The organism is Neobacillus jeddahensis (assembly GCF_000612625.1).
GTDB classification, from domain to species: Bacteria; Bacillota; Bacilli; order Bacillales; family Cytobacillaceae; genus Neobacillus; species Neobacillus jeddahensis.
In genome coordinates this window covers 1-25,632 of record NZ_CCAS010000032.1, presented here as the reverse complement: position 1 = coordinate 25,632, position 25,632 = coordinate 1, and the positions used below count along the sequence as shown (strand labels likewise).

At 41.9% G+C, this 25,632-nt stretch carries 25 protein-coding genes and 2 riboswitches; of the genes, 18 read left to right on the top strand and 7 right to left on the bottom strand.

Translation table 11 applies throughout. The annotated features are described in order from the left end of the window. Nucleotides 1-115 precede the first annotated feature (115 nt). The 7 genes from TY15_RS14330 (at nt 116) to TY15_RS14300 (ending at nt 9,412) form a co-directional block, all read left to right on the top strand. The gene (locus TY15_RS14330) at nt 116-1,555 is read left to right on the top strand and encodes a GntP family permease (RefSeq protein ID WP_040205179.1); all 1,440 of its coding nucleotides are present in this window, start codon (nt 116-118) and stop codon (nt 1,553-1,555) included. A 47-nt stretch (nt 1,556-1,602) separates the two neighbouring features. Then, nucleotides 1,603-2,388, top strand: coding sequence for a 3-hydroxybutyrate dehydrogenase (locus TY15_RS14325; RefSeq protein ID WP_040205178.1), 786 nt, complete (start codon nt 1,603-1,605; stop codon nt 2,386-2,388). A 137-nt stretch (nt 2,389-2,525) separates the two neighbouring features. Continuing rightward, nucleotides 2,526-3,938 (top strand): sigma-54 interaction domain-containing protein, encoded by a 1,413-nt coding sequence (locus TY15_RS14320; RefSeq protein WP_040205176.1) that lies wholly within the window; start codon nt 2,526-2,528, stop codon nt 3,936-3,938. A 177-nt stretch (nt 3,939-4,115) separates the two neighbouring features. Then, nucleotides 4,116-5,741, top strand: a complete 1,626-nt coding sequence (locus TY15_RS14315) for an ATP-binding protein (RefSeq protein WP_040205172.1) — start codon at nt 4,116-4,118, stop codon at nt 5,739-5,741. 178 nt (nt 5,742-5,919) lie between these two features. Beyond that, nucleotides 5,920-7,674, top strand: a complete 1,755-nt coding sequence (locus TY15_RS14310; protein WP_040205169.1) for an ABC transporter ATP-binding protein — start codon at nt 5,920-5,922, stop codon at nt 7,672-7,674. 17 nt (nt 7,675-7,691) lie between these two features. Then, nucleotides 7,692-8,366 carry a response regulator transcription factor gene (locus TY15_RS14305; protein ID WP_040205166.1) on the top strand — a complete coding sequence of 225 codons (675 nt, stop codon included), beginning with the start codon at nt 7,692-7,694 and terminating at the stop codon, nt 8,364-8,366. Then, a complete protein-coding gene (locus TY15_RS14300) occupies nt 8,363-9,412 on the top strand; it encodes a sensor histidine kinase (RefSeq protein ID WP_040205165.1) in 1,050 nt (349 codons plus the stop codon). Before TY15_RS14305 ends, TY15_RS14300 begins: the two co-directional genes overlap by 4 nt. Nucleotides 9,413-9,493: 81 nt before the next feature. Here TY15_RS14300 and TY15_RS14295 read toward each other — a convergent pair whose 3' ends face one another. The 5 genes from TY15_RS14295 to TY15_RS23690 all read right to left on the bottom strand — a co-directional run bounded on the left by TY15_RS14295 (nt 9,494) and on the right by TY15_RS23690 (nt 13,222). Next, entirely contained in the window at nt 9,494-10,636 is a 1,143-nt protein-coding gene (locus TY15_RS14295; RefSeq protein WP_040205163.1) for a glycosyltransferase family 4 protein, read from the bottom strand. 21 nt (nt 10,637-10,657) lie between these two features. Next, on the bottom strand, nt 10,658-11,188 hold the full coding sequence (locus TY15_RS14290) for a phosphatase PAP2 family protein (protein ID WP_081799422.1): 531 nt from the start codon (nt 11,186-11,188) through the stop codon (nt 10,658-10,660). After that, nucleotides 11,172-12,518 (bottom strand): UDP-glucose dehydrogenase family protein, encoded by a 1,347-nt coding sequence (locus tag TY15_RS14285; RefSeq protein ID WP_040205160.1) that lies wholly within the window; start codon nt 12,516-12,518, stop codon nt 11,172-11,174. Before TY15_RS14285 ends, TY15_RS14290 begins: the two co-directional genes overlap by 17 nt. Nucleotides 12,519-12,715: 197 nt before the next feature. Next, the gene (locus TY15_RS14280) at nt 12,716-12,949 is read right to left on the bottom strand and encodes a hypothetical protein (RefSeq protein ID WP_040205159.1); all 234 of its coding nucleotides are present in this window, start codon (nt 12,947-12,949) and stop codon (nt 12,716-12,718) included. 114 nt (nt 12,950-13,063) lie between these two features. Then, nucleotides 13,064-13,222, bottom strand: a complete 159-nt coding sequence (locus tag TY15_RS23690; RefSeq protein WP_074432815.1) for a DUF3934 domain-containing protein — start codon at nt 13,220-13,222, stop codon at nt 13,064-13,066. A 288-nt stretch (nt 13,223-13,510) separates the two neighbouring features. Between TY15_RS23690 and TY15_RS14275 the strand changes: the two genes are divergently transcribed. The 4 genes from TY15_RS14275 to TY15_RS14265 all read left to right on the top strand — a co-directional run bounded on the left by TY15_RS14275 (nt 13,511) and on the right by TY15_RS14265 (nt 17,189). Continuing rightward, a complete protein-coding gene (locus TY15_RS14275) occupies nt 13,511-14,086 on the top strand; it encodes a LemA family protein (RefSeq protein WP_040205158.1) in 576 nt (191 codons plus the stop codon). Then, nucleotides 14,064-14,162, top strand: coding sequence for a hypothetical protein (locus TY15_RS25350; RefSeq protein ID WP_420835602.1), 99 nt, complete (start codon nt 14,064-14,066; stop codon nt 14,160-14,162). The genes TY15_RS14275 and TY15_RS25350 overlap by 23 nt, the downstream gene beginning before the upstream one ends. Further along, a complete protein-coding gene (locus TY15_RS14270) occupies nt 14,119-14,838 on the top strand; it encodes a TPM domain-containing protein (RefSeq protein ID WP_420835603.1) in 720 nt (239 codons plus the stop codon). The genes TY15_RS25350 and TY15_RS14270 overlap by 44 nt, the downstream gene beginning before the upstream one ends. Nucleotides 14,839-14,969: 131 nt before the next feature. Further along, nucleotides 14,970-17,189 carry an alpha-galactosidase gene (locus tag TY15_RS14265; RefSeq protein ID WP_040205156.1) on the top strand — a complete coding sequence of 740 codons (2,220 nt, stop codon included), beginning with the start codon at nt 14,970-14,972 and terminating at the stop codon, nt 17,187-17,189. A gap of 61 nt (nt 17,190-17,250) precedes the next feature. Here the strand turns inward: TY15_RS14265 and TY15_RS14260 are convergent, their stop codons facing one another. Next, nucleotides 17,251-18,093 (bottom strand): aldo/keto reductase, encoded by an 843-nt coding sequence (locus TY15_RS14260; protein WP_040205155.1) that lies wholly within the window; start codon nt 18,091-18,093, stop codon nt 17,251-17,253. A 131-nt stretch (nt 18,094-18,224) separates the two neighbouring features. Next, nucleotides 18,225-19,424 carry an MFS transporter gene (locus TY15_RS14255; RefSeq protein ID WP_040205153.1) on the bottom strand — a complete coding sequence of 400 codons (1,200 nt, stop codon included), beginning with the start codon at nt 19,422-19,424 and terminating at the stop codon, nt 18,225-18,227. A gap of 199 nt (nt 19,425-19,623) precedes the next feature. Here TY15_RS14255 and TY15_RS14250 point away from each other — a divergent pair, with 199 nt between their 5' ends. From TY15_RS14250 to TY15_RS14225, 7 genes are all read left to right on the top strand, one after another. Continuing rightward, a complete protein-coding gene (locus TY15_RS14250; protein ID WP_040205152.1) occupies nt 19,624-19,995 on the top strand; it encodes a winged helix-turn-helix transcriptional regulator in 372 nt (123 codons plus the stop codon). A 172-nt stretch (nt 19,996-20,167) separates the two neighbouring features. After that, a riboswitch (PreQ1 riboswitch) is annotated at nt 20,168-20,214 on the top strand. Between the two features lie 125 nt (nt 20,215-20,339). Continuing rightward, nucleotides 20,340-20,840, top strand: a complete 501-nt coding sequence (gene queF / locus TY15_RS14245; protein WP_040205150.1) for a preQ(1) synthase — start codon at nt 20,340-20,342, stop codon at nt 20,838-20,840. Between the two features lie 59 nt (nt 20,841-20,899). Continuing rightward, nucleotides 20,900-20,999: riboswitch (purine riboswitch) on the top strand. A gap of 152 nt (nt 21,000-21,151) precedes the next feature. After that, nucleotides 21,152-22,159, top strand: a complete 1,008-nt coding sequence (gene add, locus TY15_RS14240; RefSeq protein ID WP_040205149.1) for an adenosine deaminase — start codon at nt 21,152-21,154, stop codon at nt 22,157-22,159. A gap of 184 nt (nt 22,160-22,343) precedes the next feature. Then, complete coding sequence (locus TY15_RS14235) at nt 22,344-23,318, top strand: efflux RND transporter periplasmic adaptor subunit (protein WP_040205148.1); 975 nt, start codon at nt 22,344-22,346, stop codon at nt 23,316-23,318. Next, complete coding sequence (locus tag TY15_RS24305; RefSeq protein WP_157042262.1) at nt 23,318-23,488, top strand: hypothetical protein; 171 nt, start codon at nt 23,318-23,320, stop codon at nt 23,486-23,488. Before TY15_RS14235 ends, TY15_RS24305 begins: the two co-directional genes overlap by 1 nt. Next, on the top strand, nt 23,466-24,632 hold the full coding sequence (locus tag TY15_RS14230) for an ABC transporter permease (protein ID WP_081799421.1): 1,167 nt from the start codon (nt 23,466-23,468) through the stop codon (nt 24,630-24,632). The genes TY15_RS24305 and TY15_RS14230 overlap by 23 nt, the downstream gene beginning before the upstream one ends. Before the next feature lie 48 nt (nt 24,633-24,680). Then, a complete protein-coding gene (locus tag TY15_RS14225) occupies nt 24,681-25,247 on the top strand; it encodes a PepSY-associated TM helix domain-containing protein (RefSeq protein WP_040205146.1) in 567 nt (188 codons plus the stop codon). Nucleotides 25,248-25,632: the final 385 nt, after the last annotated feature.

Below are 25,632 nucleotides of genomic sequence, written 5' to 3'. Positions count from 1 at the left end.
AATTGGCACAATAATTGCACAACAGAAACAGTGTAACTTCCTGTTTGCAAGCGCTTACTTTTTGTTGGAGGAATAAGGAATTGGAAGTTTACAAACACGACAAAGGGGGATATCCATGCAACTACTTATTATTCTATTGTCATTGGGGCTACTAATGTTTGTTGCCTACCGAGGCTTTTCCGTTATTTTATTCGCTCCGATCTGTGCACTTTTAGCTGTTTTATTGATTGATCCAAGTCATGTGTTACCTTTCTTCTCTGGTGTCTTTATGGAAAAAATGGTCGGGTTTATTAAATCGTACTTTCCAGTATTCTTATTAGGGGCCATTTTTGGGAAGGTAGTGGAAATGTCCGGAATTGCCGAATCCATTGCGAAGACGATTGTTCGACTCATTGGTGCTAAACGGGCGATGCTGACGATTATTCTTTTAGGGGCGATTTTAACCTATAGCGGTGTCAGCTTATTCGTTGCCGTGTTTGCCATTTATCCGTTTGCGGCGCAATTGTTTAGAGAAGCCAATATTCCAAAACGTCTCATTCCAGGAACAATTGCACTAGGTGCCTTCACCTTTACGATGGATGCCCTTCCAGGAACACCGCAAATTCAAAACGTCATTCCAATTGCCTTCTTTAAAACCGATATCTATGCAGCACCGGCACTTGGAATAATCGGGGCCATTTTTGTCCTTGGGCTTGGATTATTGTATCTGGAAACCAGAAGGAAAAAAGCCGCAAAAGCGGGCGAAGGTTATTATGGATTTGCGACAGAGGATGCCGCAGCAGTGGATAGGGCAGTCGCGGTCGAAATAGAACAGCCAGTTCCTGATTTAACCACTAGTCAATCTGTTTTACGACAAATTATGGCGTTTGTCCCACTCGTGTTGGTCGGGGTAACCAATAAATTATTTATTACCTACATCCCCAAATGGTATCCGAATGGCTTTGATTTTTCAGCAATTGGGTTAAAAACCTATAGCGTTGATGTCACAGCATCCGCTGCCATATGGGCAATTGAAATGGCATTGGTTGTTGGGATCATCACAACCTTAGCGTTTGACTGGAAACGGGTAACTGTGAATTTTAAAGAAGGCTTAAACCTTAGTATTGCCGGAGCCTTGCTCGCGACGATGAATACGGGTGCTGAATATGGTTTTGGCGGGATCATTTCCTCACTCCCAGGGTTTGCCAAGGTTAGTGACGGTATCTCCAGCACCTTTACGAATCCGCTTGTGAATGGTGCTGTGACGACAAGCACTCTTGCTGGGATTACGGGTTCCGCCTCAGGGGGAATGGGGATTGCCTTAGGGGCAATGGCTGATAAGTACAATCAAGCAATTGCTGCTGCCAATATTCCGCCAGAAGTCATGCATCGTGTTGTTGCTATGGCCTCCGGTGGGATGGATACCCTTCCGCATAATGGTGCGGTCATTACCTTACTCGCCGTGACAGGCTTGACCCATAAACAATCCTATCGTGACATTTTTGCTGTAACCATTATTAAAACATTAGCGGTGTTTTTTGTAATTGCCCTTTATTCTATTTTTGGGATTATATAAAAAGAAAGTTTAATAGGAAGGTCTAGCCATTTAAGGAGGATTCTCGGGTGAGTAAGCTATTAGAAGGAAAAACAGCATTTATTACAGGGTCTGCAAGTGGAATTGGTTTGGAAATAGCGAAGACGTTTGCAGAAGAAGGTGCAAACGTGGTCATCTCTGATTTACACGCTGAGAAATGTGAGCAGGTGGCAGCTGAGTTAACCAGGAATGGATTTACCGCTCTATCGGCTCCATGTGATGTGACCAATGAAGCGGTGTTCACGAATAGCCTCCAGCATGCCTATCAAACATTTGGAAGCCTAGATATTTTAGTCAACAATGCGGGGATGCAATATGTCGCACCGCTCGAGGAATTCCCGACGGAAAAATTTGAATTACTCATCAAAATTATGCTAACGGCACCGTTTATTGGGATAAAAAATGTCTTCCCAATCATGAAGAAACAAGGCTTTGGCAGGATCATTAATATGGCGTCGATCAATGGAGTGATCGGCTTTGCTGGCAAGGCGGCCTACAATAGTGCAAAACATGGGGTGATTGGGTTGACGAAAGTAGCGGCATTAGAAGGTGCAGCCGATGGTATCACTGTTAATGCTTTATGCCCAGGGTATGTTGATACACCACTGGTGAGAAATCAGATGGGCGATTTAGCGAAGACGAGAAATGTCAGTGTGGATCGTGTGCTCGAAGATGTTCTTTTCCCACTAGTACCACAACGGCGACTTTTAAGTGTCACGGAAATTGCCGATTACGCTGTCTTTCTAGCCAGTGACAAAGGGCGAGGCGTAACAGGGCAAGCTGTTATTTTAGATGGTGGCTATACAGCCCAATAATTCCAAGAAGAATCCTATTTGGTTCAGCTAAATAGGATTTTTTTTGTAAATAGGAAAGCATAACTCCTTTAAGGAGGCCTAACTATTACCTGCCTTTGCTATAATAAAGTTAACTAATACGGTAAGGTGGGAATCAAATGAATCAGGAAATGAGAGCGATTCCACAAGAGTGGCATGAACAAATCATTAGTCTTTTAGCCGAACGAATCGTGGTCACTGATTGCAGTGGAATCATTCTCTATATCAATGAAGCCTATTGTGAATTTTTGGGGACAACTGTTGATCAAGCTATTAATCGTCCCGTTCAAGATGTCATTGAAAATACACGGATGCACATCGTTGCTAAAACCGGGAAAAAAGAGCTGGCAGCCATTCATCCCATCAACGGAAGTGAAATGATTGCGAATCGTTTCCCACTTGTCATCGATGGAGAAATCGTCGGCGCATTAGGAACAGTTATGTTTCGCAGTCCTGAAGAATGGCGCATGTATAAAAGTAAGATTCAGCACCTCGTCGAAGAGCTAAAGTATTATAAAACAAAAGTAGAAAAAGAGTTGAAGAGTAAATATCATTTCCAAGATTTAATCGGTGAAAGTCCGAACTTTCTTGCAACTAAAAAACTGGCAGAAAGAATCTCCGCCAGTCATTCCTCTGTTTTATTGATCGGGGAATCGGGTACGGGGAAGGAATTGTTTGCTCATGCCATCCACAACAACAGCCAGCGTGCGTCCTTCCCGTTTGTCGCGATCAATTGTACATCGATTCCCGAGCATTTGCTCGAATCGGAATTGTTTGGTTATGATGATGGCGCATTTACTGGTGCGAAAAAGGGTGGAAAAAAGGGACAATTTGAAATTGCTCATAATGGGACGCTTTTTCTGGACGAAATCGGTGACATGCCACTTTCGATGCAAAGTAAACTATTGCGAGTTCTGCAGGAGAAGGAAGTTCAGCGGGTTGGCGGTCAGAAATCCATTCCAATCGATGTTCGAATCGTTGCAGCCACACATCGGGATTTGGAGAAAATGGTAAAGGAAGGAACGTTCCGCCAGGATTTATACTACCGGCTTAATGTGATAAAAATCGAGATTCCACCACTTAGAGAACGAGAGACAGATATCCCGTTAATTTCTAGAACTCTATTGAAAAAATTAGGAGGTAAATTTTTCAGAAAAGGGATTGAGCTAGGCGGTGAGGTACAGCAACGACTAATAGAGCATGCTTGGCCAGGCAATATTCGTGAACTTGAGAATGTGTTAGAGCGGGCGATTAATGTGTTGGATGGGAAAACCATTGAAGTCTCTCACCTGCCTCTATATTTACGAGATCAAGAGGTTGGGCATGAACTTCAAAGTCAAGCCAGGGTCGATCAGACTGAGAACCACGCAGTGCAAGTTCTCCCCTTAAAGGAGACGCTAGCCAAAGTAGAAAAAGAAGCCTTGATACAAGCGTTGGCTGTGACAAGGGGAAACAAGCGGGATGCGGCAAAGCTTTTGGCAATAGGGAAAACTAGTTTTTACGAAAAGTGTAAGTTGTATGATATCCGATAGTTATAGGGAGAGAGCTTAATAGGGGAGTTGGACGACCATGACCGCATATTTTGAGGCATTTTGAGTGTTTGTCCTAAAGGGCTAACGAAAAGTTTATCTCTTATCTAGAAATAGTGATAATTGTAGTTTAAGATAAAAGGGAATATTGCAAATATTATACATATGGGTGGGAGTCCGTTGATCCTTTTAGATTACTTTATTAATCTCGCTATTTTTTCCCTATTAATTAGTACACCGTTAGTCATCGGCTCATTTATTAATCTAAAACCCCTGAAGCGGGTCCGTTTTTGGGTCGGGATCTATGGAGGAATTGTTTCGGTTATTCTCGTAATGCAAGCTTTCCAGCAAAATGGCTATTCTTATGATATTCGTTATGCACCGGTTATTTTGATTTTTGCCTATTTTGGGCCAATTCCTGGGATGATTACAGGGGCATTTGCATTGGTTTCGAGGCTGTTCTCTAGTGGTCAATGGTCACCCGCGATTATCGGCTGGGTGAGCATAATGACCGTTTTTTCGCTCACACATTTGTTTACGAAGCATCTTTCTTACATAAAAAAATGTATCCTTCTATATGGATTTTATTTAATGATTTATGTGGTTACGGTTCCACTTCTTTTCAATGTATTTAGAGACCAGCCCTTCTTTCATCTTCAGTACCTATTGTTTGTGATGTTAGGGGTTATCGTAGGGGTATTATTGATAGAGTCCTATATGAAACTCTATCGATTAAATAATCGGTTATCTGATATGTACAAGCTAGTCGAAGCAAGTGAATCGAAATACCGTCTCATCGCAGAGAACACCTCAGATCTTATTATGGTGATGGATAAAGAACAATCGATTACTTATTTCTCCCCTTCCCATGAACATGTTTTAGGGTTTCAATGCTGTGAATTGGAAAGGTTCGATTTGTGTATGTTTATTCATCACGATGACGTGACAATGTTTAGAAGTAAAATTCTGAGGATAGTTGAACTGAAAAAGTCACTATCAATGGAATTTCGCCTGAAACATAAGGAAGGGCACTGGGTTGAATTCGAGTCCCGTTGTATGCCTGTTAAGGGTGAGACGGATAGTATTGAGAATATCGTGATTATCAGCCGAGATATTTCGGAACGAAAAAAATCTGAGGAAATTCTGTTGCAATCTGAAAAGCTTTCGATCGTAGGGGAATTAGCCGCGGGAGTAGCCCATGAAATCCGCAATCCTCTTACGACGATCAAGGGTTTTGTCCAGCTTTATAAAGCGGAAAACAGTTCGATTAAATATAATGATTTACTCTTAAATGAATTAGAGCGGATTGAAACGATTACGAGTGAACTGCTCACATTGGGGAAACCACAGGCGGTGAACCTGAATCGGACGAATGTGGGTGAGTTAATTGAAAATACGCTCGAGTTACTATCCCCGCAGGCCCTTTTAAATAATATTCAATTTAAACTAAAGATAGAGGATCCACCTCTTATGATTACGGGCGAGAGGAATCAATTAAAACAAGTATTCCTAAACGTTTTAAAAAATGCGATTGAGGCCATGCCTCAAGGTGGTGAAATAGTAATAAGCCTCCGTAAGGGTGCGGTAGAAGAGTGTATTATTTCTGTTCAAGATCAAGGCTGCGGAATTCCTGAGGAGCTCCTGCCCCGCTTAGGTGAACCTTTTTATAGTTTGAAAGAAAAAGGAACAGGGCTTGGTATCATGATTTGCCATAAAATCTTGAAACAGCATCATGGCAGCATCACCTATACAAGTAAAATCAAAGAAGGGACCAGAGTTGAAATCAAACTACCATTAGTAAGCTGATTAAGGTCATATGGGTGTCAGGCACCACCCGTGGACACTGTCCACGGATGGTGCCTGACACCTTTTTTTGTGGCTGTTCATATTGAATTCATAAACTGTTTGTATAATCGGTAAGGTAAAAGCAATGGCATATTTTAGATAATAAATGCTGTGAATAATAGAGGAGATGTTTTTTAATATGGGAAGTATGAAGAAAGAAAAAGGATGGCGGCAATTTCTTCGATTGGTTCAACAAACGAATCCATCCAAGTTGCTTATAAGTATCGCTCTTCTTTTTAGTGTAAGTACGACATTAGTGGGATTAACCGTGCCGTTATTTACGAAAAATCTCATAAATGATTTTTCGATTAGTTCATTAAGTACGGGAAAAGTAATATTGCTTATTTCCGTCATGCTCATTCAAGCATTGGCTAGTGGCTTCTCCATCTATTTACTCAATCATGTTGGTCAATCGGTTGTAGCGGGAATTCGGGAGCGATTATGGAAGAAGCTTCTCGGCATGCCAATCCCATTCTACGATGAACATCAAACAGGTGATACCGTTAGCCGCATGACCAATGATACAGCCGTGGTTAAAGGGTTAATTACTGATCATTTGGCCAATTTCCTTTCAGGAACGATCTCTATTATAGGTGCGATCGTGGTGATGATTATTTTAGACTGGAAGATGACGCTGGTCATGTTTATTGCCATCCCCCTCTCTGCTATCATCCTAGCTACCCTCGGGAGAAAAATGCACCAGGTGTCGAAGGGACTTCAAGATGAGACGGCACAGTTTACGTCTGTTATCCAGCGTGTATTATCTGAAATTCGACTTGTCAAAGCATCTAATGCCGAGCCGGTCGAATATCGGAATGGAAATAAGGGGATAAGCAGTTTGTTTCAATTTGGTTTAAAAGAAGCCAAGATCCAAGCGATGATTGCTCCGTTAATGGGGTTGGTGATCATGGTATTACTTGTGGTCATTTTAGGCTTTGGGGGAATGCGTGTTTCTTCAGGAGAACTAACGCCAGGCGATTTAGTAGCCTTTATTATGTATATGTTCCAAATTGTCATGCCAATGGGTCAGTTGACAGCCTTTTTTACGCAATTTCAAAAGGCGACTGGTGCAACAGAACGAATTATCTCCATCATTCATTCAGAGGAAGAAGATCATGCTTCTCATGGTCATCACGATGTTGATAATATGGACCAAACGATTACAGTGGATCAATTGAACTTCGCTTATCGCAATGGAGAAACCATTCTTAACGATATTAGCCTTTCTGTCGAAGCTGGGAAAGTAACGGCAATTGTCGGTCCAAGTGGAAGTGGAAAAACCACGCTCTTTTCACTGCTGGAGCGTTTCTATCAACCGAGTCAGGGGGACATTCGGCTGGGGGATACGTCTATCAGTCAATTTTCGTTGAAGTCCTGGAGAAGTAAAATTGGCTATGTTTCACAGGAAAGCCCGATTGTGGCAGGGACAATTCGTGATAATATTTGTTATGGGCTAGAAAGAACAGTTGATGATGAGGACATCCGTCGTGTGGCTAAAATGGCCTTTGCCGATCAATTTATTTCCGAGCTGCCAAAAGGATATGATACAGAGGTGGGCGAAAGAGGGATGAAGTTATCTGGAGGACAACGCCAAAGGATCGCGATAGCCAGAGCCTTTTTACGGGATCCTAAAATCTTAATGCTGGATGAAGCGACGTCGAGTCTTGATAGTAAATCTGAGCATGTTGTGCAAGAGGCATTACAGAACTTAATGAGAGGCAGAACGACACTTGTGATTGCCCACCGTTTATCAACTGTTATTGACTCGGATCAAATTATTTTCATGGAGAAGGGGCAGATTACGGGGAGTGGTACACACGAACAGCTATTGCAGACGCACTCCTTGTATCGAGAATTTGCTGAACAACAATTACGAATGAAAGAAATTGTTTAAGTGGGGAGAGGAGAAGGATGACCAAGCTTTTAATTGTGGATGATGACGCCTATATTCGCGAACTGCTCCACCTTTTTTTAAAAAAGGAGGGGTTTGAATTGTTCGAAGCGTCAGATGGAATACAGGCGTTGGATGTGATGGATAAAGTAAAGATAGATTTAGCTATCATTGATCTGATGATGCCGAATATGGATGGTTGGGAATTATGCCAAGAACTGAGAGCGTATAGTGATTTGCCCATTCTTATGTTAACAGCCTTGGGGGAAACAGGGCAAAAGGTGAAGGGCTTCGAGCTTGGAGCGGATGATTATCTTGTGAAACCCTTTGAGCCGTTAGAATTGGTGGCAAGGGTTAAGGCTTTGTTAAAAAGGTACAATATTACCGTTTCGCAAACGATCGAGATAGCTGATTTCATGCTTAATCGTAATACCCATCAGATTGCATTTGCGAATCAGGATATCACGATTCCCTTAAAAGAGTTCGAGCTTTTATTTAAATTAGCGAGTTATCCAGGAAAAACCTTTTCTAGAGAGCATTTAATCGAAGATATTTGGGGGTTTGATTACGAAGGGGACGAACGAACGGTGGATGTTCATGTAAAGCGGCTCAGAGAACGGTTCTCCGAAGCAGAATTTCCGTTTCGAATTAAGACGATTAGGGGATTAGGATACCGCTTTGAGGTAAAAGAATGAAGATAAAAAGATTTCTCAAGCATGTATACGGTATTTTTATTGTTTTTATGATGATGATTCTGAGCTTTTCGGCCGCCTATTTTATTGAGGACTACCTGCATCGCTTGCTTGGTTTTTTTCAATCCGATTTCATTCGTCATCTGCTTACCACGATTCTCGGCTTTTTTATCCTAGGATTTATCGGTTATTTCTTTTCAAGGATTGTTCGTTCCAAGCAACGGAATCTTTTTAAAGAGATTATTGATGCCTTGAAACGGATTGCAAGAGGGGACTTTAACGTCCAATTGGAGACATTGAAGCAAGATGACCCCTTTACGACACTGGTCGACCATATTAATCACATGGCGAAGCAACTGAAGGAAATGGAAGACATGCGCCAGGAGTTCATTTCGAATGTTTCCCATGAGATTCAATCACCGCTAACCTCCATCAGCGGATTTGCACGCGCCTTACAATATGATCAGCTTAGTCCAGAGGAACGGTCCCATTATCTCAGCATTATTGAAACGGAAAGCAGACGGCTATCAAAATTAAGTGATAATCTGCTAAAGTTAACGGCACTTGAATCAGAGCATCAACCATTTGAGCGCAAAAGTTACCGGTTAGATAAGCAGTTGAGAGAGATCATCTTGACTTGTGAAGTGCAATGGGTGGAAAAAGACATAGATATGGATGTTTCGTTAGAGAAGGTGACGATCGTTGCTGATGAAGCATTAATGAGTCAGGTATGGACGAATATGATACACAACAGTATTAAGTTTACGCCAAGTGGGGGTGAGGTTTTTGTCCATCTCGAACAGGTTGGTGATCAAGCGATCATTAAAATTTCTGATACAGGGATAGGTATTTCCAGAAAAGATCAGGTTCATGTGTTCGAACGCTTTTATAAAGCCGATAAGGCAAGGGAACGATCAAAAGGTGGAAATGGGCTAGGGCTTTCTATTGTGAAAAAAATCATTGACATGCATGAAGGTACGATATGTGTTGAGAGTGAAGAAGGCAAGGGTACTACCTTTACCATCACCATGACGATAACGAACATGTAGATGTTATTTAGGGTGTCAGGCACCGCCCGTGGACAATGTCCACGGACGGTGCCTGACACCCTTTTTATTATTACCATGCTCTTAAGCGTATTTTTCGCTTTTTTGTTCGTCTAGTACTTGCGTGTATTGGTAGATGAGGTCTGTCCATATTTGTTCCCAATTCTGGGTGAGGGAGTAGGCTCGTCCGGCGCTGCCCATTTGCTTTCGTAATCGTTCATTCGTTAGGAGTTGGACAATCGCCGCAGAAAATGCCTGAACATTTCCCGGTTCACACAATAAACCTGTTTCCCCTTGTCTAATAATATTTCGGACCCCACCCGAATTTGCTCCAATCACAGGGGTTCCACTCGCAAGTGATTCAAGCACGACATTGCCAAACGTTTCCGTGGGTGAGGGAAAGATAAATAAATCGGACGCTGCATAGCATTCAGCTAATGGTTTTCCGTCGAGGTATCCCGTGAACGTCATATTAGTAGGTGCTTGGGCTTCCAATTCTTCCCGCATCGGTCCATCGCCAATGATAAGCCAATGGATTTGCTGATTTAGTTTTGCGGGCAATGAATTTGCGACCGATAGCAGCGTATGCAGGTCTTTTTCCGGCGCCAGCCGGCCAACATATGTTAATAAATAAGATCCTTGCGAACCGTATTGGCTTTTAATCGCTTTCTGATCATAATCAGGATGAAACTGCTGACAATCAATACCTCTAGGCCATAAGGAAAGATTCGTAAATCCATGCTGTTTTAACAATTGTAGCGTGGTGGGGGAAGGGACGAAAATCTTTTTACAAGTTCGGTGAAACCAATGCATGTATTTCCAATGAATGGTAGAAAGAAAGGTGAGGTGATAGTACTGGAGATAGTGGTCGAAATTAGTGTGATAAGAGCCCACAAGTGGAATAGTTAATTTTTTTGAAAAATAAACACCACAAAGACCAATATTAAAAGGGGTAGCGACATGAATTAAATCAGGTGCAAACCGCTGTAATTCTTCCTTAAGCTCGCTAAGATTAGGAAACGCTAAGCGGCATTCCGGATACAGGAAAAATGAGAGGCTCTTTAAACGATAGATATGTTCAGATATATATTCTTGAAAAGGGACTTCCGGTGCAAAAATTTTAAATGCAATGTTCTGTGTCTCTAAATATTGAGTTAACCTCTTCAGTGTATTAGCTACTCCGTTCACATCAGGATAAAAAGTGTCTGTAAAGATGGCGATTCGCATATCATCCCTCCATACTCAATCTCACCAACATAATAAGCAAAAACACAAGAGTCCTGTGACTGTCCCAAGAATCGCTCCGGCAAGCACATCTGATGGATAGTGGAGGCCTAAATACACTCTTGAAAGCCCTACACACAGCCCCATTGGGATGAGCACCAATGCGAGCTGTGGGATATATAAGCAATAGGGGGTCACAACAGAAAAAATCGCGGTTGTGTGCCCCGAAGGGAAGGAATGATCCTGTAAGGGATTTGCCGGACATTTGGTCTTTTCAATCATTAAATACGGTCTTTTTCGAGGGAAAAGCTGTTTCATGATATGAACAGGAATATGGCTTGCCGATAATGCCAGCGCACTGGCAATCGCCGTTAACTTCGGTTCGCCGAATGAACAAAGAATGAGAAGAAAGGTTGCTGCAATCGTTAAGTCGGCACCACCAAGATTTGTGACTATACGGAAAAATAGATTTAATGGCCTTTTATCAAAATGACGGTTTAGTTGTTGCAATAGCCAGCATTCAAAGCCATAAAACGTTTCAATCCATCTCATCATGTTGAGTTCCTTTCAGATAATCTTCCTTCCAAATCGTAGGTCTGCCGATTGAACGATAGGTGATCGGATAGCGCCGTATCGCCTCCAGTGAATAACAATTCCGCCCATCAATAACAATCGGCTCGCTCATGTTGGTGACATACATTTCCAAAGGGAGGAGTTTAATGTGTTCCCAATCTGTCGCGATAATCACCAAGTCTGCACCAGTAAGGGCTTTGTGAATGTCTTGTGCATACTTAATTTCGTTACCTAAAATTTTCTGGGCATTGGCGAGGGCGATCGGATCATATGCTGTGACAATTGCGCCAGCCTCCAGCAATTCCTTTGCAATCGTTAATGCGGCTGATTCCCGAACATCGTCTGTGTCCGCTTTAAAGGCTAATCCCAGTAAGGCGACCTTCTTGCCATGTAAGGAACCGATTGTTTGTTGTGCCATTTTAACAGCTAGCGAATGTTGACGATTATTGATTTGAATGACGGCTTCCAATAATTCAAGCTGATGCTTACGATCTGTACCAAACTGGACAAGCGCCTTTGTATCCTTAGGGAAACAGGATCCGCCATAACCAAGTCCGGCTTTTAGAAAATGTGGACCAATCCGCTTATCTTGACCGATTCCATAGGCGACTTCATCAATATTCGCCCCAATCTTTTCACATATATTGGCCATTTCGTTGATAAAACTAATTTTCGTTGCTAAGAAAGCATTGGAGGCGTATTTAATTAACTCAGCACTTCTAATGTCAGTGATAAAAATCGGAATCTGCAATGGTCGATAAAGTTGTTCGATTTTGTCGGTCAGATCCGCTTGTCTAGTACCAATGATAATCCGGTCTCCATGAAAGAAATCGACAATGGCTGAGCCCTCACGCAAAAACTCAGGATTGGCAACCACCTCCACGCAAAGATTCGGAGGTTTTCTGCTTTCGATGATGTGTTGAATGAGTTCGTTTGTGCCGACGGGGACCGTGCTTTTTGTACAAATGATGGTATCCTGGTCGATATAGTGAGCGATCGTATGGGACACCACATGTATGTATTTTAGGTCGGCTGATCCATCATGTTTTTCAGGTGTCCCGACAGTAATAAAAATGATTTCTGCACCTGAATAGGCCTCGTGAGGATTGGTCGTAAACTGGAGCTGCTTGGTTTTCATATTTTTTTCTAAAAGTGATTCTAAACCGGGCTCATAAAAGGGGGAACGGCCGCTTTGAAGCATAGTAATTTTCTCTTGTTGAATATCTATGCACGTTACCTGATGTCCTATTTCAGCCAAACACGCACTAGTAACCAATCCAACATATCCTGCTCCAGCAACAGTAACCTTCATCCAATCCCTCCATAGTGTTTGTTTACTATATTGTATAAGGAAATGAAGGATTTTTTCTTAACCCAGTGTAAAGAAAGTGTTAAGAGTGTGTATAGTAAACAGAACAATTCGATGAAGAGGGCATTATTGCGGAAAACTAAAATCCCCGAGTCATGATTTTTGGACTCGGGGATTTTCAATATATTAGGATCGTACACTTAACGATCAAAAAAACCAAGGGCATACTTAATTCCCTCTTCAACCTCGTTTGTTTCATACCCTTCTAAATCCTCATGGGTAATCTCCATTTTCGTTTTTTCTAAGGAATAACCACTGTCCAAATTGATATTAAGCATGACCTCAAAGCCATTCACAGTTTGTGTAATGGCAATAATGTCATAATCACGAATAGCTGTGCCAATTTCGTATTCTAAAGGCTCAAGTTCTGACATACAACTTCCTCCTATTTTTCGCGATAGCTTCCTACCAACATTCTGAACTAGCTTATGCAAAAAATAAAACCGCTAAACATGTGGAGCGGTTTATTAAAGAATCAATCGTTGAACTTAGTCCTCAGTGTTCGTTTCGTTTGCATTAGGCTTTTTTACCCCTTTGCTGACATAAGGCTTGGCACTCTTTGCCTTATTCGCGCCAGCTTTCCAGCGATTCCAGCCCTTCTTGCCTGTACCTCTACCTATTCCACTTTTCCCCTTAGCTTTACTCATATATATCCACTCCATTAAGATTCTAATTTCTAATACAAGTCGTGGGTTAGTTTACCATAAATGATAGAGACCCGTCCCGAAAATATATTAATTATGCTGCCCATTCAAAAAACTTAACATTTATATCTTCTTCGAAAGGGAGAAAATAATGTAAGGTGCCTGACACTTATTATTGAAAAAACGAGAATTTGTTGATTGAATTTTTAAAGCTTGGTTTAATGTTGGCTAGAAAAGGGAACTTATTTTTCAAGTGATATATACTATAGGTGAGAAAGGAGAGTGGATCGTATGAAAAAGGCATGGTTAGGAATCGGGATAGTGGTTGCTGTGATTGTTATTATTGGCCTGATGTTTATGTCTAGCTATAACAGCTTTGTCAATCTTGAAGAAAATGTGGATCAGTCACATGCGCAGATTGAAAACCAACTGCAAAGAAGGCTTGATCTAATCCCAAACCTAGTGAATACCGTAAAAGGGTATGCTTCTCATGAAAAAGAAGTCATTGTTTCGATCTCAGATGCCCGTGCCCGACTTGCTGGTGCGAATACGCCGCAAGAAGAGGCAACGGCTAATGCGGAATTATCTAGTGCATTAAGCCGATTGCTGGTGGTCGTGGAAAATTATCCAAACCTGAAAGCAGATCAGCAGTTTACGCAATTAATGGATGAGTTGGCTGGAACGGAGAACAGAATTGCTGTAGCACGAAAAGATTACAATGATCAGGTTGCCGTTTTTAACAAAAAAGTGAAGCGTCTTCCAGGGTCTATCATAGCAGGCATCGCAGGATTTGATGAAAAAGAATATTTTAAAGCTGACCCTAAGGCTGGGGAAGCTCCAAAGGTTGACTTTGGGGGCAATGGATAATGAAAACGAAGAGGATCTTCAGCGTTATTTTGGTGTTTTTCACTTTATTTCTATGTGCAACAACGGCACTTGCTGAGGATGTCCAAATTCCGGCTCCGGTGGGAGACATTTATGTCCAGGATTTTGCCCAAGTATTATCTGAAACTGAACAAGCTGAACTACGCTCATTAGGCAGAAGTCTGGAAGATCAATCAACGGCACAGGTCGTCGTGCTAACTGTCGAGACCATTGGAGACCGAACGATTGAAGAATATGCGAACGCCGCCTTTCGCCAATATGGAATTGGCAGTAAGAAGGAAAATAATGGCGTCCTGCTGATTGTGGCTATGAATGAACGAAAAGCAAGAATTGAGGTTGGCTATGGGCTTGAAGGAAGAATTCCTGACGGGAAGGCTGGTAGAATTCTTGATGAGTATGCCATTCCATATCTAAAAGAACAGCAGCCGAATAAAGCGATAACAGAAACCTATAAAGCACTCACAAAAGAAGTTCGCGCCGAATATGGGCTTGAAGGTGGAGCGAACACCGTGCCAACGGATGTGCCAAAAGATAAAGGGATGGGGATTCCCGCATGGCTCCTGATCATTGTGGTGATCATCGTGGTCATCCTCGATTTTAAATTTTTCGGTGGGACGCTCACCTATCTTCTTCTGTCGATTATAACTCGAGGTGGAGGAAGAGGAGGCGGAGGCGGATCCCGCGGCGGCGGTGGAGGTTCCTCTGGTGGCGGAGGTGCCAGCCGGGGCTGGTAAATAGAAGATGCTCTCAATTTGAGGGCATTTTTTTAATGCTATAAACGCGGTAATTTTTCAGGACATGCAACCATACTTTGGGATAGAGGCGAATATAGTAGAAGGAACCTTTTTCTAAGGAGTGAGTTTTCATGCCGATTGATTGGAATGAGTCAAACCAAGTGTTTCATTTGTATAACAGCAGGATCAGCTATTTGATTCAGCTTGTTCATGGAAAATATCTTGCCCACTTATATTGGGGAAAGCGAGTCCAGGTGTTGCAGCCACAAACGATTCTCACAAATAAGGGCAGGGCATTTTCACCTATGACCGAACCGACAGACCCGAAGTTTTCGCTTGATACCTTGCCACAGGAGTATCCTGCTTTTGGTAATGGCGACTTTCGAACACCTGCCTATCAGCTTCGGACACAAGACGGATCAACCAATACAGAGTTTGTCTATGATTCTCATGAAATCGTGAAAGGGAAGCCTCCACTGAAAGGGTTGCCGTCAGCCTATATCGAAGACCCTTCCGAGGCAGATACAGTAGTTATTACCCTGGTCGACTCCTTGCTAGGGATAGGACTGAACCTCCAATATACCATTTACCGGGACCATGATGTCATCGCTCGATCGGTCTCGTTCGAGCATCGTGGCAGCAGCACGATTGAAATACATAAATGTATGAGCCTGTCGGTGGATTTCCACGATTCCGCGTGGGACTGGCTTCATCTGCAAGGAACATGGGCAAGAGAGCGTCACATCGAACGTCAGCCACTATCACATGGGAAGCAGTCAATCTCCTCCGCAAGAGGCGCCAGCAGTCATCAAGTTAATCCCTTTGTCGCCTTACTTTCAAAAAATAGCACCGAAGAATTTGGGGATGTGTATGGAGTGAGTCTCGTGTACAGTGGGAATTTTCAAGCCTCCCTTGAGATAAGTCCTTTTGAAACAACAAGACTGAGTATAGGCATCAATCCGTTTGATTTCATTTGGGTGTTAAAACCAGGGGAAACGTTCCAAACTCCAGAAGCATTGATGGTCTATTCGGCAGAAGGTCTGGGCGGGATGTCGCGAACCTTTCATCACTTACTACGATCGAGGGTATGCCGAGGGGTTTATCGTGATAAAACAAGGCCGATTTTAATCAATAATTGGGAGGCCACTTATTTTCATTTTACGGAAAAAAAACTAAAGGAGCTGGCAGATTCCGCGGCAGGGCTGGGGATTGAGTTATTTGTTCTAGACGATGGCTGGTTTGGACGTCGCGATAATGATAAAAGTTCATTGGGGGATTGGTTCGTGAATAAACGAAAATTACCAAATGGACTTGCGGGGCTTGCTGATTATATCGGGAGGAAAGGGATGCGATTTGGCTTATGGGTGGAACCGGAAATGGTTTCGCCTGATAGTGAGTTGTACCGTGAACATCCTGATTGGTGTCTGCATGTCCGGAATCGCCAGCGGACGACATCAAGAAATCAACTGATATTGGATTTAAGCCGGGAGGATGTTTGTGAATGGTTAATGGATACACTCACGGATGTTTTCCGCAATGCTTCAATTAACTATGTGAAATGGGATATGAATCGAAATATGACCGAGGTGGGATCGGCAGCATTGCCGCCAGAACGACAGAAGGAAACCGCACACCGTTATATGCTTGGCTTGTATCGGGTTTTAGAAACTTTAACGGAACGATTCCCCCAGATTTTATTTGAAAGTTGTTCCGGTGGGGGTGGACGCTTTGATCCCGGGATGTTGTACTACATGCCGCAGACATGGACGAGTGATAATACCGATGCGGTTGAAAGGCTGAAGATTCAATATGGAACAAGTCTTGTCTATCCAGCCATTACGATGGGGGCGCACGTGTCGGATGTGCCGAACCACCAGGTCGGAAGGGTAACTCCCTTGCCAATGCGCTGCCATGTTGCGATGGCCGCTAATTTGGGGTTTGAGCTAAAGATCGATCAGTTAAGCATGGAAGATAAGCAGGAGGTAATGAAGCAAATTCAAAGCTATCATCAATTCAAGGATCTCGTCTGTTTTGGCGATTTGTTCCGGTTATTGAGTCCATTTGAGGGAATGGACACGGCCTGGATGTATGTGAGTCAGCAAAGGGAGCGAGCAATCGTTTTTTACTTCAAAACGCTGGCGACACCGAATCCACCGTTATTTCGGTTGAAATTACGCGGCTTAAATCCAAAGGTAGAATATCAAATCAATCACAGTGAACAAGCCTATAGTGGTGCAGAATTAATGCAAATTGGGTTAGGACTGCCGTTGGTAAAGAAGGATTTTTCATCAGAGCTATTTTTTATTAAAGCCGTTAATGGTATGGAATTAGCAGTAGAAGGAATTCAATAGGGCCCCTTACAGCATAAATCAAAGAGGCAGAGTGCCCAATTGCACCCTGCCTACTGGTTTATTAAAAGTCGAAGTTGTCTGGGTCTGGACCGACGCGGTGGTTTTGGTTCAAGCCGTCGATAGTTTCCATATCTTTTTTTGTTAATTGGAAATCAAAGACGTTAGCATTTTCAACGATGCGATGTTCCTTTGTTGATTTAGGGATTGTGATCACACCATTTTGAATATCCCAACGCAAGATGACTTGGGCAACAGACTTATTGTATTTCGCGGCGATTTCCTTCAGTTCAGGCTGATCCAATAATTCACCTTGCATTAAGGGGGACCAAGCTTCTAATTGAATCCCATGCTCTAAGCAGAATGCTTTTACTTCTTTTTGTGATAAACGCGGGTGGTATTCCACTTGGTTGATAACAGGTTTAATTTCCGCATCCTTTAATAATTCCTCTATATGATGGACCTGGAAGTTACTTACGCCAATTGCTTTCACTTTGCCTGCTTTATAGAGTGCTTCCAATGCACGCCATGCATCCTTGAATTTCCCTTCCACAGGCCAGTGAATCAGGTATAAATCTAAATAATCAAGACCTAATTTTTGTAGGCTTGTTTCATAAGCTGCAAGGGTTGATTCGTATCCGAGGTCAGCATTCCATACCTTTGATGTTACAAACAAATCTTCTCTTGAAATCCCCGCTTCGTCGATTCCTTCGCGAATCGCTTGGCCAACGCCTTCTTCATTTCCATATATAGCGGCAGTATCAATACTGCGGTAGCCATGCTTAATCGCAAATTTAACGGCATTGACGAGTTCTGGACCTTCCTCTACCTTAAATACTCCAATACCGAAGCCAGGCATTTTTATGTCATTATTTAATGTAATGGTGTCTTGTAAGTTGTTTATCATGAGTAAGTAAACCTCCATTTAGTTTTTTTATATAGGTGAAAATCTATTATATCCATACTAGGATTCTCTGTAATTTGTGGTTTAAACCACCTCCTTTAAATTTCAGTTGGGAAAGATCTGATGTGAGGGGTTTAAGCATTAGTCCCTGACTCACGATCTTTTCTTTCGAGACTGCGGCTCCAGCCTGTTAGGATGACTGCGCCAACGACCATGAGGGCTCCAATCCATGAGGTATGGATCAGTCCGATTGAATCGGTAATGACACCGCCTAAATAAGATCCAATCGCAATTCCGGCATTAAAGGCAGCTATATTGATGGCAGACGCAACGTCTACTGCGGCTGGAACAAAGCGTTCTGCTAGCATAACAACATACACCTGCAGCCCTGGTACATTCATGAAAGCAAGCAGTCCCATTAAGAAAATCGTAATCAGGCCAGCGACTTTAAATGGCGCCGTGAACACCAAGATAAAGAGGATGATAGCTTGGACAATGAACATATAAAATAAAGCCTTAATCGGGTTATGATTCGATAGCTTTCCGCCAACCATGTTCCCAATCGCAATCGCAATCCCGTAAACAAGTAAGATCACCGCAACGGTTCCTGCCTTAAATCCTGTAATATCCTGAAGAATAGGGGATAAATACGTAAACACCACAAAGGTTCCGCCATACCCTAACGCGGTAATAATAAATAACAGTAATAATCGACCATTTGTTACTAATTTGAACTGATCACGAAACGTGGTTCTTGTTCCTTTTCGTAAATCGGAAGGCACAAGGATACTATTGGAAATAAAGGCAATCACTCCGATGATAATGATAATGACAAACGCCATCCTCCAGCCGAATTGCTGTCCAATGAAGGTCCCAAATGGTACTCCCGTTACAGTCGCTACCGTTAAGCCAGAGAACATGATGGAAATGGCACTAGCCCGGCGATTTTCTGGTACTAACTCGGCAGCAATCGTCGAACCAATCGACATAAACACCCCATGTGAAAAAGCAGAAACGACACGGGCGACTAGGAGCACCCCAATGCTTGTGGCACTAGCGGCAATCCCGTTTCCAATGATAAAAATAACCATAATCCAAAGTAATAATGACTTCCGTGACATACTAGACGTCATTGACGTTAATACGGGTGCCCCAAAGGTTACGCCTAACGCATATAAAGAAACTGTTAAACCGGCTGTTGTCACTGATATTTGTAAATCTTCTGCGATGAGTGGCAGTAACCCCACACTAATAAATTCCGTTGTACCTATAGCAAAAGCACTAACTGCTAAGGCCAGCAGTGCGAACGTGCTTCGTTTTTTCTCTATCGACATTTTTTCTCTCCTCCTAAATAGCTGTGTATGTTTATACTTACATCAAGTAAACTAGTTGAATAAGTGAATATGGGATTTATCGACCGGCAAATGCTATTATGGTGTATATGGAGATTATTGAGAAGTACGTACTTTAAAGTGCGATAGTTACCGAAAAGTTACATAGGTACTTTTTTGTACCTATAAAAGGAGTGAGATCATGAAGAAGAAAAAGTACAATATATCCGTCGAAGCTACCTTAGAGGTAATTGGGGGTAAATGGAAATGTGTGATTCTTTGTCATTTAACCCATGGAAAGAAACGGACGAGTGAACTGAAGCGCCTGATGCCGGATATCACGCAAAAGATGCTGACACAACAATTACGGGAATTAGAGGAAGATGGTGTGATTAATCGAATCGTCTACAATCAGATTCCGCCAAAAGTGGAGTACGAGCTAAGTGAATATGGACAAAGCCTCGAAAGTATTCTAAACGCCCTTTGCAATTGGGGAGAAAATCACATTACCCGTGTATATGGTGATAAATTCTCTGTTTTAGAAGAGAATATCTTAAACGGACATTTAAAGTAATGGCGATGATTGAATGTAATCAAGACTTGAGAAAAATACCAACAAAATGTCATTGTGAATGAGAGCCATTTGTATCGACCTCTTTAGTAGATAGGATTATTTGGTAGGCAAAATTTATTTGACGTCTGCTAGTCTGTTCATTATGATAGGTAAAGAGAATACCCGTACTTGAACGGGAGAGGTTCATAGCTGATACCCTCTATAAAAAACTATGGATACATGACTTAATGCCATGTCCATATCGGACGTGGCTTTTTGTTTCTTATCCAACCGTTTGTATAGAGTATTCAGAAAGACTCTCTTTTAAGAAGTGTGGGGACACATGTTAACAGGGGGTTTTTTTTATGTCTGGCCGCAGCCACGAAGAAGGATTAAAGGATTTAACACTATTAGGAAATCAAGGGACAACCTATTCATTTGAATATGCACCAGAGGTATTAGAGGCAGTCGATAATCTTCACCCAGATCGTGATTATTTCGTAAAGTTTAATTGTCCGGAGTTTACGAGCTTATGCCCGCTAACCCGTCAACCTGATTTTGCGACGATGTATATTTCGTACGTACCTGATAAAAAAATTGTTGAGAGCAAGTCATTGAAATTATACCTGTTCAGCTTCCGCAACCATGGTGATTTCCATGAGGATTGTGTTAATATCATCATGAATGATTTAATTAAATTACTTGATCCACGCTATATTGAAGTTTGGGGTAAATTTACGCCACGTGGCGGTATTTCGATTGATCCTTGGTGCAACTATGGGAAACCTGGAACGAAGTATGAAGAAATGGCTCACTTCCGATTGATGAATCATGATCTTTATCCAGAAAAGGTAGATAATCGCTAAGCGGAGCAGTTAAACACTCCGCTTGACAATAACGATGAATTTTACTATTCTGTAAGCAATGAAATTGAATAGGTAGTATTCGTATAACTCCAAAGATATGGTTTGGAGGTCTCTACCAGGAACCATTAATTCCTGATTACGAAGAATGTACATGTGCGCGTGTATTTTCTTCGTAATCAGGAATTTTTTTTTGCCGAAAGGAAAGTATAACTTTCCTTTCAGGCATAAGTGCAACTACGCTTCTGGCTTCGCCCTTAGGGGCTCGCCAATCAGCGAGTTTTCTTTACCATTTTTTATGAGGGGGATAAATCATGAACTTTTCTATATTGCCAAAAATTGAACTGCACTGCCACCTAGACGGTAGTCTTCGACCTAAAACGATTATTGATATAGCAGAAAGAGAGGGAGTTCGGTTACCTTCTATAATAGAAGAAGAATTGCTAAAGGACTTGATTGCTCCATTAGACTGCGAATCGCTAGATGAATACTTAAAGCGATTTGCCATTCCGAATTTGGTGATGCAGTCCAAAGAGAACCTGAAAAGAATTAGCTTTGAACTTTTTGAAGACGCCGCTAAAGAAAACGTGAAGTATATGGAGGTCAGATTTGCCCCATTGCTTCACACGGCCAAGGGCTTATCTGTCGCAGAGATTATCCAAAGCGTGATCGACGGCATGAGGGCGGCCGAATCTCAATTTGATATTAAAGGAAATATTATATTGTCATGTATGCGGACGATGTCCGTTGAAAGTGCGTTTGAAGTAGTCGAAGGCGGGAAGTCCTTTTTGGGCAAGGGAGTGGTTGCGATTGATTTATGTGCCTCAGAGGTAGAAGGCTTCAGTGAACGATTTGTCAAACCGATTGCACTTGCAAGGGAGTATGGTTATCGAGTCACGATCCATGCTGGTGAAACAGGTATTGGTAAGAATGTGCTAGAGGCGGTTCAATTATTAGGTGCAGAGAGAATTGGCCACGGTGTCTTTATTAAGGATTGTCCGGAGGCATATGCGATCGTAAAGGAAAAACAGATTGTTCTTGAAATGTGCCCGACTAGTAATGTACAAACAAAAGCAGTACCCAATTTTAGTGACCATCCCATTTATCACTATCATCAAGATGGCATCAAGGTTACCGTAAATACCGACAACAGAACGGTTTCAGATACAACCATGGCAAATGAATGCACCATTGTATTTAATGAATTCCAGATAAGTGAACAAGATTATCAGCAAATCTATCTAACAAGTGTGGACGCAAGCTTTGCTGATGCAGAGACAAAAGAAAAGCTAAAGGAATATATCAGTACCCATTCTATATAGAAAGTTTTTCATTTTGCTTCTTTCATAATGGTGCCTGACACTTGATACGTTTTTTCGTATTGAGTGTCAGGCACCTTTTTTTCTTAAGGATAACTTAAGGCTGTCCATTGATAATGGGTTCAAGAAGGAAATTTGCCCATGATGTAGGTCCGGACTACCCATGGCCCAAAAGGAGCTTATGAAAATGAAAAAATGGATTTGGATTATAATCAGTGTTCTCGTCATTGGATTTGTTGGCTTTCAATGGTATAACTCGAAAAACATCAGTAGTGAGGTAACCACACAGGTTAGAACTACAACAGTACAAAAAGGTAAATTAGAAGTGAAAATTAGTGGGTCAGGCTCGATTGAACCTGTAACCAGTGAGGATATAAAAGCAACTGAAAATAATGATGAAATTGATGAAGTGTTAGTGGCTGCTGGTGACAAAGTGAGTGCAGGCGATGAATTAGTCACCTTTACGGATGATAGTGATCCAATCACCGCATCTGTAGATGGAACCATTACATCGGTGGAGGTTAAAGCGGGCGAACGCGTTACAAATGGTTTGGTCGTTGCTCATGTTACTAATTATGAAGATTTACAAACAGTTGTCCAAGTGGATGAGTTAGACATACCTAAAGTGAAAAAAGATCAGACAGTAAGTTTAACAGTAAGTGCTTATGCCGATGAAACGTATACAGGGAAAGTGACAGATGTGGCAGAAGAGGGTACATCAGCAAACGGGACCTCGACTTTTGATGTCACCATTCACATTGATAAACCAACGAACCTTAAAGTGGGTATGAGTACGGAGGCAAGCATTTTAACTGATAGCAAGGAAGATGCTTTATATGTTCCTGTCGATGCGGTGCACACAAACAATAACGAAAAATATGTCATTACGACTACTGCAGGTGCCAGCGCAGATAGTTCTGCTGCCACTTCAGCGCAAAAAACGGTTAAAACAGGCTTAGCAACAGATGAATATGTGGAGATCACAGAAGGACTATCAGAGGGAGAAGCCATTCAATTACCAGAGCTTTCTTCAGGCAGTACCACATCAACCCAACAAGGCCGGATGATACAAGGTATGGGCGGCATGGGTGGAATGTCAGGTGGCGGTATGGCTCCAAGCGGTGGTGGACAAGGAATGTCGAGTGGAAGGAGCGGTAATTAATGAACCCTTCACTAACACATAGCAATTATTCTCTGCTTATCAATCGCCTAGAAAAAGAAACAACTGATGCATTAATACAGGAAAAACAAACAAGAAAAATGGCTGGAATTCTGGAGGGACTGCTTATTGGAATAGGAGGTGGGCAGCTTGGGTATTTCACAATCCGTTAAAATGGCACTTCGAAGTATTACAAGTAATAAACTTCGAGCCGTCCTTACCATGCTTGGGATTATTATTGGCGTTTCATCTGTCATCGTCCTCGTGTCAATTGCCCAGGGGTCGACGAAAGATGTAACAAGCCAAATCAATCAATTAGGAACGAATCTGTTAACCGTTAATACGTATAGCACTGATATAGAATTAACCGATACTAAAATAAGTGAATTGGGCGAGTTAAACGGCGTAAAGGCGGTATCTCCAGTCGTTTCAGGCCGTGTCAATTTGAAAAAAGACAGGATATCTTCTCAGGTTACCATAACGGGTACCAATGCTGCCTATACAGAAGTTCGGGATGCTGAGGTTAGTCAAGGGAGATTTATTACGGACTTAGATCTAGAGTATCGACAAAAGGTAGTTGTCCTCGGATCCGATACGGCAGCAACCTTTTTTGGGACAGATAACCCTATTGGTCAATATATACAAGTAGAAGGCACCTCTTTTAAAGTCGTTGGTGTTTTAGCCTCGAAAGGAAGTTCATTGGGGCAAAGCGGTGATAATGTCATCATCGTACCGCTTAGCACCGGCCAGCGTTTAGTTGGAAGCACAACGATTAGTACGGTTTATTTACAAGGAAAAAGTGAAGAGCAAATGGATTTTGTAATGAACGAAGTCAAAATGACAATGGCTAGTTTGTTCCCTGGAAAAAGTGATGATTATGGTGTCACGAATCAACAAGATGTGATGGATACGATGAGTTCCGTAAATGACACCATGACGATGATGCTTGGTGGAATTGCCAGCATATCCTTGCTTGTTGGTGGGATTGGCATCATGAACATCATGCTGGTATCTGTAACAGAACGAACAAAAGAAATTGGCATTAGAAAAGCGATTGGTGCGAAAAGAAGGGATGTTCTCTTACAATTTTTAATTGAGGCAATCGTTCTAAGCGCAATGGGTGGATTAATCGGGATCCTTTTTGGAGTTGGTTTAGGAAAAATTGTGGCAACGCTTATGGATATGAGCATCTCTTATTCCATATCTGTCATCTCGTTATCATTCCTATTCTCACTAGCAGTCGGAGTCATCTTCGGCGTCTTCCCAGCCAACAAAGCATCCAAACTAAATCCAATCCAAGCATTGAGATATCAATAAGTGATTCGGAAATAAACAACCAAATGAAAAGAGTGAGGAGAATAATATATGAAGAAAACAAGGAAAGCACACCTGTGGATTGGATTAATTTGTTCCATCTTTATCTTGATGGAGTCGATTACGGGCTTAATAATGAATGAACCATGGCTGATTGGTCAGTCACAAACTGAAGAAAGAGGAGAATTTCAACCTGGACAAATGGGTTTCCGCCAACAACAAGGAACCACAGATTCCAGCCAACCATCAGCTGGAACTCAAGGTCAGTCAGAGTCAAACAATCAAGGGAACGCCAATAGTCAAACGAATGGAACGACGCAAACCAATCCAAACGGTCAAACCCAAGGAACAATGGGAGACAATGGCAACGGCCAAATCCTTGGCTTTAGGGGACAAGCTGGTGGACCGGGTATGGAAGGGTCCTCACAAGGATCATTTATGAGTGTTATTAGAGATCTACATGAAGGCAAAATTGGGTCAACAAATGTTAAGTGGCTAATTGACCTTATTGCAATTGCGATGATTTTCTTAACTGGAACAGGAATATATTTATCGTTGAAGGTAATAGCAGCCAATAAGAAAAGGAAAAAGGCAAACATGGAAAGGGAAATAGCATAGACTTTCACTTCTCATCAAAACAATTAAAGATTTATGATCGATAGGAGAGTTACTGAATTTTAGTGACTCTCCTTTTTAATGCAGAAATTATATAAATAGTAGTTGACTTCGGTTTAATATGATAGTAATATAGTAATCCTGGTGAGGGGAAATAAGAGAAAAAGTTATTTCTTTTAAAAACTTCATCATTATATTGACAAGGATAGTTAGTTGTGAGATAATAATTTTTGTCGCTAAAACGAACGAAAAAAATATTTTAAAATAGTATTTGACATTCGGATGGCGAAATGTTACAATAATATTCTGTCTTAGAAAAATTGTTCTTTGAAAACTAAACAAACAAAAACGTCAACAAACAATAAATTATTAGTTTCTTCATTGAAAC

Bases quoted from the DNA above. Each gene is read 5' to 3' on its own strand.
- TY15_RS14330 (WP_040205179.1), top strand. From the start codon at position 116: ATGCAACTACTTATTATTCTATTGTCATTGGGGCTACTAATGTTTGTT.
- TY15_RS14320 (WP_040205176.1), top strand. From the start codon at position 2,526: ATGAATCAGGAAATGAGAGCGATTCCACAAGAGTGGCATGAACAAATC.
- TY15_RS14310 (WP_040205169.1), top strand. From the start codon at position 5,920: ATGGGAAGTATGAAGAAAGAAAAAGGATGGCGGCAATTTCTTCGATTG.
- TY15_RS14305 (WP_040205166.1), top strand. From the start codon at position 7,692: ATGACCAAGCTTTTAATTGTGGATGATGACGCCTATATTCGCGAACTG.
- TY15_RS14300 (WP_040205165.1), top strand. From the start codon at position 8,363: ATGAAGATAAAAAGATTTCTCAAGCATGTATACGGTATTTTTATTGTT.
- TY15_RS14295 (WP_040205163.1), bottom strand. From the start codon at position 10,636: ATGCGAATCGCCATCTTTACAGACACTTTTTATCCTGATGTGAACGGA.
- TY15_RS14290 (WP_081799422.1), bottom strand. From the start codon at position 11,188: ATGATGAGATGGATTGAAACGTTTTATGGCTTTGAATGCTGGCTATTG.
- TY15_RS14285 (WP_040205160.1), bottom strand. From the start codon at position 12,518: ATGAAGGTTACTGTTGCTGGAGCAGGATATGTTGGATTGGTTACTAGT.
- TY15_RS14280 (WP_040205159.1), bottom strand. From the start codon at position 12,949: ATGTCAGAACTTGAGCCTTTAGAATACGAAATTGGCACAGCTATTCGT.
- TY15_RS23690 (WP_074432815.1), bottom strand. From the start codon at position 13,222: ATGAGTAAAGCTAAGGGGAAAAGTGGAATAGGTAGAGGTACAGGCAAG.
- TY15_RS14275 (WP_040205158.1), top strand. From the start codon at position 13,511: ATGAAAAAGGCATGGTTAGGAATCGGGATAGTGGTTGCTGTGATTGTT.
- TY15_RS14265 (WP_040205156.1), top strand. From the start codon at position 14,970: ATGCCGATTGATTGGAATGAGTCAAACCAAGTGTTTCATTTGTATAAC.
- TY15_RS14260 (WP_040205155.1), bottom strand. From the start codon at position 18,093: ATGATAAACAACTTACAAGACACCATTACATTAAATAATGACATAAAA.
- TY15_RS14255 (WP_040205153.1), bottom strand. From the start codon at position 19,424: ATGTCGATAGAGAAAAAACGAAGCACGTTCGCACTGCTGGCCTTAGCA.
- TY15_RS14250 (WP_040205152.1), top strand. From the start codon at position 19,624: ATGAAGAAGAAAAAGTACAATATATCCGTCGAAGCTACCTTAGAGGTA.
- queF (WP_040205150.1), top strand. From the start codon at position 20,340: ATGTCTGGCCGCAGCCACGAAGAAGGATTAAAGGATTTAACACTATTA.
- add (WP_040205149.1), top strand. From the start codon at position 21,152: ATGAACTTTTCTATATTGCCAAAAATTGAACTGCACTGCCACCTAGAC.
- TY15_RS14235 (WP_040205148.1), top strand. From the start codon at position 22,344: ATGAAAAAATGGATTTGGATTATAATCAGTGTTCTCGTCATTGGATTT.
- TY15_RS24305 (WP_157042262.1), top strand. From the start codon at position 23,318: ATGAACCCTTCACTAACACATAGCAATTATTCTCTGCTTATCAATCGC.
- TY15_RS14225 (WP_040205146.1), top strand. From the start codon at position 24,681: ATGAAGAAAACAAGGAAAGCACACCTGTGGATTGGATTAATTTGTTCC.